This is a genomic window from Gracilibacillus sp. HCP3S3_G5_2, assembly GCF_052063305.1.
In the GTDB taxonomy this organism is placed as follows: domain Bacteria; phylum Bacillota; class Bacilli; order Bacillales; family Amphibacillaceae; genus Gracilibacillus.
In genome coordinates this window covers 210,906-218,675 of the sequence record NZ_JBQHXU010000010.1, presented here as the reverse complement: position 1 = coordinate 218,675, position 7,770 = coordinate 210,906, and the positions used below count along the sequence as shown (strand labels likewise).

Sequence of the window (7,770 nt, the reverse complement as noted above, 5' to 3'; positions counted from 1 at the left end):
AAGCTAGAAGATGCAGGAACATGTATTGCGTAGAGAAGTCTTAAAACTGTTATTGGTTAGTTATGCGGGTGTAGTTTAGTGGTAAAACCTCAGCCACGAGCGAATCATCTTTCGAAACTACATCGAGTTGTTCCGAAGCATGAACATCACTGAGAAAGCTAGAAGATGCAGGAACATGTATTGCGTGGAGAAGTCTTAAAACTGTTATTGGTTAGTTATGCGGGTGTAGTTTAGTGGTAAAACCTCAGCCTTCCAAGCTGATGTCGAGGGTTCGATTCCCTTCACCCGCTCCATTACATAGGGTTGAACGTAGTGTTTCGTTTTAAAATGAAGCATTACGTTTTTTTATTGTTTCATTGAATCAAAAAGCATGAAAAAATACTTGCGAACAATTGTTTAAAACTAGTATTGTAGAAAAGGAATGAATAATTATCCAAAAGAGGAGTTCTGATAACATGAAGAAGTTACAACAACTCTTACAAAATATAGATGGAAAAGGATATAAAGCCTATAAATCGATTCAGGGACGCTATTCTTTTCACCGTTATGAAATATGTATAGATTACGTACAGGGAGATCCATTTGCTTCCCCGTCGAAAATCCGTATCGTTATTCCTGATGCATATCGTCCAATTAAAGACGAATGGAAACAGTTAAAAGAAAGAAACATATATGTAGCAGATCATATTGCTAGAGCAGTAGCGAAAGCGATTCAAGTTGAGTCAGAACATTCCCGTGGATCTGGTAAAAGTGGATTAGTTCATATAGACAAACCTGGTCAAGAAATTCTGGAACGAACTGCGGTACAAATCAAAAAAGATAAAACCATTATCTGTTTGTCGGTTGGTTTGCCTGCAAATGGACGTCGTATAAATGGGAAGGAAGCAGAGAAACTGTTTTTCACGATTATCCCCTCGATTCTTCGAAATTCGATATTTGCCGTTACAGATGATGAATTGCTTAAAAGTGTCCAACTCGCAGACCAGCATTTGGCAATCCGAGAAAAGATGAAAGAAAATAATTGGGTTGCCTTTATAGCAGATGGTGCTATTCTTCCAAGAGAAAGTGGTGTAAGCAATAGGCCATTAAAAAAAGCAGTACCATTTAAAAGCCCAGAAGAAAATCGAGTGGAAATTCAGCTTCCACATCTAGACAAACCATTAACAGGAATGGCAATCAAGAAAGGCATCAGTTTAATTGTTGGTGGTGGGTATCATGGTAAAAGTACAGTATTGCAGGCTTTGGAGAAAGGTGTTTATCATCATATTCGTGGTGACGGTCGAGAATATGTGTTAACAGATCCTGATGCTGTAAAGATAAGAGCAGAGGATGGTAGACAAGTAACATCTGTTAATATATCAGCTTTTATTAATGACTTACCACATGGGCAAACAACTCTAAAATTTACAACAGAGAATGCCAGTGGCAGTACCTCACAAGCAGCTAACGTAGTGGAAGCAATTGAGGCTGGTGCAACAACTTTGTTAATTGATGAAGATACAAGTGCGACGAACTTTATGATACGTGATGCTCGTATGCAGGCACTTGTTCATCAGGAAAAGGAACCCATTACTCCTTTTATTGATAAAATTAAACAACTACGAGATGATTTGAATGTATCAACGATATTAGTGATGGGAGGATCGGGTGATTATTTTGATGTTGCAGATGAAGTAATCATGATGGATCAATATCAACCATTTAATGTTACCGATAAGGCACGCGAAATCGTAAAAAATCATCCTGTTTATCGTCAACCAGTTATGGAGAAGCTGACAAATAATAGGAACCAGCGTGTCTTCCTACCACAAAGTCTAAAATTGCAAAAAGGAAAAAAGAAAAAAGTGCAGGCAAAAAGTCTCTATACAATCTTGATGGGGACATCGACAATTCAGCTCCAAGGTGTGGAACAGTTAGTTGATGCTTCCCAAACACGCGCTATTGCAGAACTGCTACGCTACATGGAGGCAGAAGGGACTTTAAAGCAAGGAAAAACACTAGCGTCATTGCTCGATGAGATCGAAAACATCATCGACCAGCATGGTTTAAGTAAGCTTGCACCGTTTCCACATCAGCATCCAGGAGACTTAGCTCGTCCAAGACGTTATGAAATTGCAGCCTGCTTGAACCGCATGAGGACAGCTGAAGTGAACTAAAAAGGAGGTGAGTGTAATGGCATATCAACAGCTGAAAGAAGCGTTAATAGCTTACAGCCAAGAAATAGGAGTTGATAAAATTGGTTTTGCAAGTGCGGCCCCTTTTTCTGAATTGAAAGCAAGGTTAGAGGAACAGCAAGCGTTAGATTATGCATCAGGTTTTGAAAAAGGTACAATAGAAGAAAGAACAGAGCCTGAACGACTAATGCCAGGTGCCGAGTCGATCATTGCCATTGCACTTGCGTATCCTACCAAAATTAAACATGAACCGAGAAGTGTCAAAGGCGCCCGCCGTGGGATGTTTGCCCGTGCTTCATGGGGAACAGATTACCATATCGTTTTACAAGACAAATTAGACAAATTGGCGTCCTTTTTAGAGGAAAGGGTACCAGGCTTTCAAGCTAGTTCTATGGTAGACACTGGAGAGTTGTCTGATCGAGCAGTTGCCGAGCGTGCAGGCATTGGTTTTAGCGGAAAAAATTCGTTTATCATTTCTCAAGAGTATGGTACTTATATCTATTTAGGCGAGATGATTACCAATATTCCTTTTTCACCTGATGAGCCGCTTGATGATGGCTGTGGAACATGTACGAAATGCATAGATGCGTGTCCAACAGGAGCACTTGTTGAACCAGGAAGGTTAAATGCACAGCAATGTCTTGCTTTTCTTACTCAAACAAAGGGTTTTATGCCAGACGAGCATCGGGAAAAGCTTGGTAATTTTATTTATGGATTTGAGACCTGTCAGGTAGTATGCCCTTATAATAAAGGTGTAGATTTTCATCACCATGAAGAATTTGAACCAGACCCCGATTTAGTAAAACCGCTGCTTGTTGAGTTATTGGACATTTCTAATCGTGAATTCAAAGAGAAATTTGGAAAAATGGCTGGTTCATGGCGTGGAAAAAAACCGATCCAACGAAATGCGATACTTGCATTAGCCCATTATAAGGAAGCATCTGCCACTGATAAGTTAATTGAATTAATGAAGCATGATCCACGTCCTGTTATTCGTGGAACAGCAGCATGGGCAATTGGCAAAATTGGTCAGGAGCAAGGATTACAAGCTATTAGAGAAGCAATAGAGAAGGAAAAGGATCCAGATGTTGTAGAAGAAATGAAAAAGGGACTGCAATTTGAGAAGCTGTCAAAATAAATGCTGGAGGTAAAATAAATGGATGCACTTTTTTATTTTCAATATGATTCCCCGATCGGTACGATTTTACTTGTAAGCTATGATCACCATCTTGTTTTAACTAAATTTGGAACCATTCGAGATAATGAAGAAGAGGTTACCGCTTGGGCTGAAAAACATTCCCTACCAACTTTACTAATAGAGTCCAAGCAGCCATTAAAAGAGGCGATTATACAATTAGATCAATATTTTAATAGAGAGCGAAAGATATTTTCGGTACCATATAAATTTTATGGTACTCCTTTTCAACAAAAAGTATGGCAGGCTTTAGCAAACTTAGGATATGGGGAAACATGTTCTTATTTCGATATTGCTTCAAGCATTGATTCACCAAAAGCGGTGCGTGCGGTTGGAGGTGCTAATAACAAAAATCCGATTTCTATCATTATTCCCTGCCATCGAGTAATTGGAAAAAATGGAAAGCTGGTCGGCTATGGTGGAGGCTTGGATAAAAAAGAATATTTATTGGCTTTAGAGAAGGCAGAAGCTTGATCTACTTCTGCCTTTATAAGTTTTTTTATTCTGTTTCTTCTTCAGTTGTCTCAGTAGTTTCTTCTGTTTGGTCTTCAGTGTCACTTTCCTCTTCGTTAGCACATGCAGTCAGTGTACCAAATGCTAAGAAAGCAACAGCTAAAAGAGAAAGCCATTTCTTTTTCATCAATTATCCCTCCTTCAATGTCCATTCTAAAAATCAATATGGATAAACACAACTAAAAATACCATATATTAACTAAAATTAATATTTTTAACATTTGCTTAATAGAAGAAAGATCCTACTTATCGAAAGAATAATAGAGTTATAATGGCTGTTTGTAAAAGAGTGTTTTACCTAGAATATGATGTAATTGTTGAAGAGAAGTGGGATATATAAATTAAAAAGGTAAGCGACTACTCGCTTACCTTTTGCATCTATCGATATTATTCTAATTCAACGTCGCCTTCTGTGTTTTCTTCTCCACCATCGATACCTTCTTCAGTTGGAGCCTCTTCATCTGCAGGCGCTTCTTCATCCATTGGAGCTTCCTCTTCAGTAGCTGGATCTTCCTCTGGCGTTGGAGCTGGTTCTTCTTCTGGTGTTGTTGGAGCCGGTTCTTCCATTGGTGCTTCTTCACCAGGAGCTGGTTCTTCCTCCCCGCCACAAGCAGTTAAACCACCTACAGTTAATACAGAAATTCCAATCATTGATAATATTTTTTTCTTCATTTCCCATTCCTCCTTAAAGTGTGTTCATAACACTTATACCCAGGAAGAAAACCAAATAATCGTATAAAAGCGATACTTAATTAAATAGTAATCTAGTTAAAATATAGTAATTTTTTTGAAATTTTCTTGATAAATTGACATCTTGGTGTAAACTCAATCAACTAGTTTCTTGTTTTTTTGGTAGGAAGATTTTAATGAGATAAAACCAATCATAAACCATAATAGGGAAACCAGACACAACAGTCCTATCAGATTATATAAGTCCCTAAGTTCATTAGGAAATTCAACAAAAAGTAAATAAAGGGAAAAGAAGATGATGACGAAGCTGGTCGTTTTGATAGAAAGCACTTTTAATTCCCTTTTATAAGCTTTTTGGTTATCAACTTCTGTATATTCCATTCCCGAAAGAGAATAGCGGATCATTACATAAAGTCCATATATTCCTAAAGCAATTAAGATAAATAGTTGAAAGTCCAAGACAATGTAATTAGCAAAAATGAATGCTAGCAGAAGGGAAATGACTAGAAGAATCGCTCCTTCTGCATAAAAATAGAGTAGTCTTCTTTCTTTGTATTCATCATTTGGTAATAAAAAAGATATCCATGTTTTCATTCTTCCTCTACCTCCCAAAACAAATCATCCAAAGTTTTATTTAATGCTTTGGCAATGGCAATACATAATTGAAGCGTGGGATTATATTCACCCTTTTCAATTAATCCGATTGTTTGCCGTGTTACTCCAACTTGTTTAGCTAGTTCTCCCTGTGTAATATTTAACATCACCCGTGTGATTTTAACTTGGTTTTTCATAATGCCTCCTCTTATGTAATATATATATTACAAATGTTAATTATATATTACATTATTGTGAGACTAATTGCAAGATTATTGAATATAAATGGAAAACAGGAGGGGATTACATGACAGAATGGCAGTTAATCAGAAGCTATTGGAAGGATAATTGGCATAACAAACTGCGTAAAAAACAACAGCTTCATATGAAATATGGTAAAAAAATCAAACATATTGACATAATAGGAAAAAAACAAGGCATAAGAGAAAATGCTAAACAAACAGAAATTCCGTATCAATTGTATCTCAAACTGTTTATTGAGGATCAGGACAATTTTTATCATGAAGAAGGGATAGAGTATCACATTGCTATAGTAGAAAATGAGAAATTAATAGAAGATAACGAGATGACATTTCGGACAACATTAAAACCAGAAAAGGTAGAAGCGGATCAAAATCCGGTTCGCTTTGATTATGACAGGAGAGCAGCCGTTCAATATGCAGAACGATGGTGGAATGATGCAAACCCTGCCTATCGTTTTTTTGAAGATAATGATTGTACGAATTATATTTCACAATGTTTAAGAGCAGGGGGAGCACCAATGCATGGTGCTCCGAACCGGTCGAAAGGTTGGTGGTATCAAGGAGATAATTGGAGTTTCAGCTGGTCGGTAGCAAATGCATTTAGATGGTATTTAAGTGGGGCGACAACTGGCTTGAAGGGAAAAGAGTTAGATAATCCGGAAAATCTTTTGCCTGGCGATGTCATTTGTTATGATTTTCAAGGAGATGGAAGATGGGATCATACAACCATTGTTGTTGCCAAAGACAGTCAAAATATGCCGTTAGTGAACGCCCATACAAATAACAGTCGTCACCGATATTGGACATATGAAGATTCAGCAGCATGGACACCGGACTGCGATTATCGTTTTTTTCGAATAGGCTAAGAACAGGATGCCAAAGATAAAGTGAGATTTCAATCTGTGGGAGCTTGAACAGATATTCTTCAATATGAAGTGGGGTATGGTGGACAGTTAGCACCTTGATAATGATTATGATATAATAACTAGGTTAATAAGCAATATTAGAGGTGAAATTCATTGGCAGTCCATGTCGTTTTATATCAACCAGAGATTCCTGCAAACACAGGAAATATTGCAAGAACTTGTTTGGCAACAAATGTGCATTTACACTTAATCCGGCCACTTGGTTTTTCAACGGATGATAAAATGTTACGTCGAGCTGGATTAGACTATTGGCATGATGTTTCGATCAATTATTATGATTCGTTGGATGAACTATATGAAACATTCCCTAATGGTGAGTTTTATTATATTGAAAATTTTGGCACGAAACATTATACTGATTTTGATTTTAGTGACAGTGATAAAGATCTATTTTTTGTTTTTGGGCGTGAAACGAATGGAATTCCAAAAGAGCTTTTGGAAGGTAAGGAAGATCGGTGCCTTCGCATCCATATGACAGATAAGGTGCGCTCCTTGAATTTATCGAATACAGCAGCAATTATTGTTTATGATGTCTTGAAACAGCAAGGCTTTCCAGGATTAAGCTAACCACAGCATTTTTGTTGTGGTTTTTTATCTATTAGCAAGAAAAGGCAAGATCGATTTATTTTTATCCGTTTGCATTTTGTTGAGTGTTTACTTCTGTTTCTATGGGCACATAACTCCCAAAAGACTGGGAGAAAGCTTCACTCGAAATCTTATTTTAGGAGGGTAATCTAATGGAGCAGCAAACTGTCATCAATCTGACAGAAGAAATGGTACGCAAGAAATTGTTAGGTGAGGGATCTGGTCATGACTGGTATCATATTGAACGTGTAACCACTAAAGCTAAACAGCTTGCCGAGAAAGAGAAGGCAGATCTTTTTATCGTAACATTAGCGGCTTTATTACATGATTTAGCAGATGATAAAGTTGTAGAAAGTGAAGAGCAAGGAATAATAGTTATTAGAGAGTGGCTTGATCAACATGGGGTAGCGCAACATGATACCGAACATATTTTATCGATCATTCAACATATTTCATTTAAGGGGGTAATGGTAATCCACTTGAAACAATCGAAGGACAAGTTGTTCAGGATGCAGACAGGTTGGATGCGATTGGGGCTATTGGGATCGCACGATGTTTTGTCTATGCTGGTAAAAAAGGACAGCTAATCTATGATCCTAGTTTAGAAGTGCGAGATCAGATGACACAAGAAGAATATCGTCATGGTAATTCAAGTGCCATCCATCATTTCTATGAAAAATTATTAAAATTAAAAGATTTAATGAACACGAGAACAGGTTATCAATTAGCCGAAGAAAGACATCGCTTCATGGAACAGTTTTTGGAAGTATTTTATCAAGAGACTGGCTACGATATGAGGGGAGACTTCCATTAGTTGCAGAGTTTAGGAC

Annotated in this window: 9 protein-coding genes, 1 tRNA gene and 1 pseudogene; 7 read left to right on the top strand and 4 right to left on the bottom strand. The window is 37.5% G+C overall.

Going from position 1 to position 7,770, the window contains the following annotated elements:
- The first annotated feature begins 219 nt into the window (after window positions 1-219).
- From ACTNEP_RS15865 to ACTNEP_RS15850, 4 genes are all read left to right on the top strand, one after another.
- Window positions 220-293: transfer RNA gene (locus ACTNEP_RS15865), tRNA-Gly, on the top strand.
- A 162-nt stretch (window positions 294-455) separates the two neighbouring features.
- Window positions 456-2,156: an ABC-ATPase domain-containing protein gene (locus ACTNEP_RS15860; RefSeq protein WP_441162996.1), complete on the top strand. Its 1,701-nt coding sequence runs from the start codon at window positions 456-458 to the stop codon at window positions 2,154-2,156.
- A gap of 16 nt (window positions 2,157-2,172) precedes the next feature.
- Window positions 2,173-3,312, top strand: a complete 1,140-nt coding sequence (queG, locus tag ACTNEP_RS15855) for a tRNA epoxyqueuosine(34) reductase QueG (RefSeq protein ID WP_441162995.1) — start codon at window positions 2,173-2,175, stop codon at window positions 3,310-3,312.
- Between the two features lie 18 nt (window positions 3,313-3,330).
- On the top strand, window positions 3,331-3,843 hold the full coding sequence (locus ACTNEP_RS15850; RefSeq protein ID WP_441162994.1) for a methylated-DNA--[protein]-cysteine S-methyltransferase: 513 nt from the start codon (window positions 3,331-3,333) through the stop codon (window positions 3,841-3,843).
- Between the two features lie 25 nt (window positions 3,844-3,868).
- On the opposite strand, the gene ACTNEP_RS15845 is transcribed toward ACTNEP_RS15850, so the two are convergent.
- The 4 genes from ACTNEP_RS15845 to ACTNEP_RS15830 all read right to left on the bottom strand — a co-directional run bounded on the left by ACTNEP_RS15845 (window position 3,869) and on the right by ACTNEP_RS15830 (window position 5,363).
- Window positions 3,869-4,009 carry a hypothetical protein gene (locus tag ACTNEP_RS15845; protein WP_441162993.1) on the bottom strand — a complete coding sequence of 47 codons (141 nt, stop codon included), beginning with the start codon at window positions 4,007-4,009 and terminating at the stop codon, window positions 3,869-3,871.
- Between the two features lie 260 nt (window positions 4,010-4,269).
- Window positions 4,270-4,554, bottom strand: coding sequence for a hypothetical protein (locus ACTNEP_RS15840; protein ID WP_441162992.1), 285 nt, complete (start codon window positions 4,552-4,554; stop codon window positions 4,270-4,272).
- Window positions 4,555-4,707: 153 nt separating this feature from the next.
- Window positions 4,708-5,166 (bottom strand): hypothetical protein, encoded by a 459-nt coding sequence (locus ACTNEP_RS15835; protein WP_441162991.1) that lies wholly within the window; start codon window positions 5,164-5,166, stop codon window positions 4,708-4,710.
- Window positions 5,163-5,363, bottom strand: coding sequence for a helix-turn-helix transcriptional regulator (locus ACTNEP_RS15830; RefSeq protein ID WP_441162990.1), 201 nt, complete (start codon window positions 5,361-5,363; stop codon window positions 5,163-5,165). Before ACTNEP_RS15830 ends, ACTNEP_RS15835 begins: the two co-directional genes overlap by 4 nt.
- Before the next feature lie 110 nt (window positions 5,364-5,473).
- Here ACTNEP_RS15830 and ACTNEP_RS15825 point away from each other — a divergent pair, with 110 nt between their 5' ends.
- The 3 genes and pseudogenes from ACTNEP_RS15825 (at window position 5,474) to ACTNEP_RS15815 (ending at window position 7,754) form a co-directional block, all read left to right on the top strand.
- Window positions 5,474-6,295 (top strand): amidase domain-containing protein, encoded by an 822-nt coding sequence (locus tag ACTNEP_RS15825; protein ID WP_441162989.1) that lies wholly within the window; start codon window positions 5,474-5,476, stop codon window positions 6,293-6,295.
- Window positions 6,296-6,448: 153 nt separating this feature from the next.
- The gene (gene trmL, locus ACTNEP_RS15820; protein ID WP_441162988.1) at window positions 6,449-6,922 is read left to right on the top strand and encodes a tRNA (uridine(34)/cytosine(34)/5-carboxymethylaminomethyluridine(34)-2'-O)-methyltransferase TrmL; all 474 of its coding nucleotides are present in this window, start codon (window positions 6,449-6,451) and stop codon (window positions 6,920-6,922) included.
- Window positions 6,923-7,092: 170 nt separating this feature from the next.
- Window positions 7,093-7,754: pseudogene (locus ACTNEP_RS15815) on the top strand (HD domain-containing protein).
- Window positions 7,755-7,770: the final 16 nt, after the last annotated feature.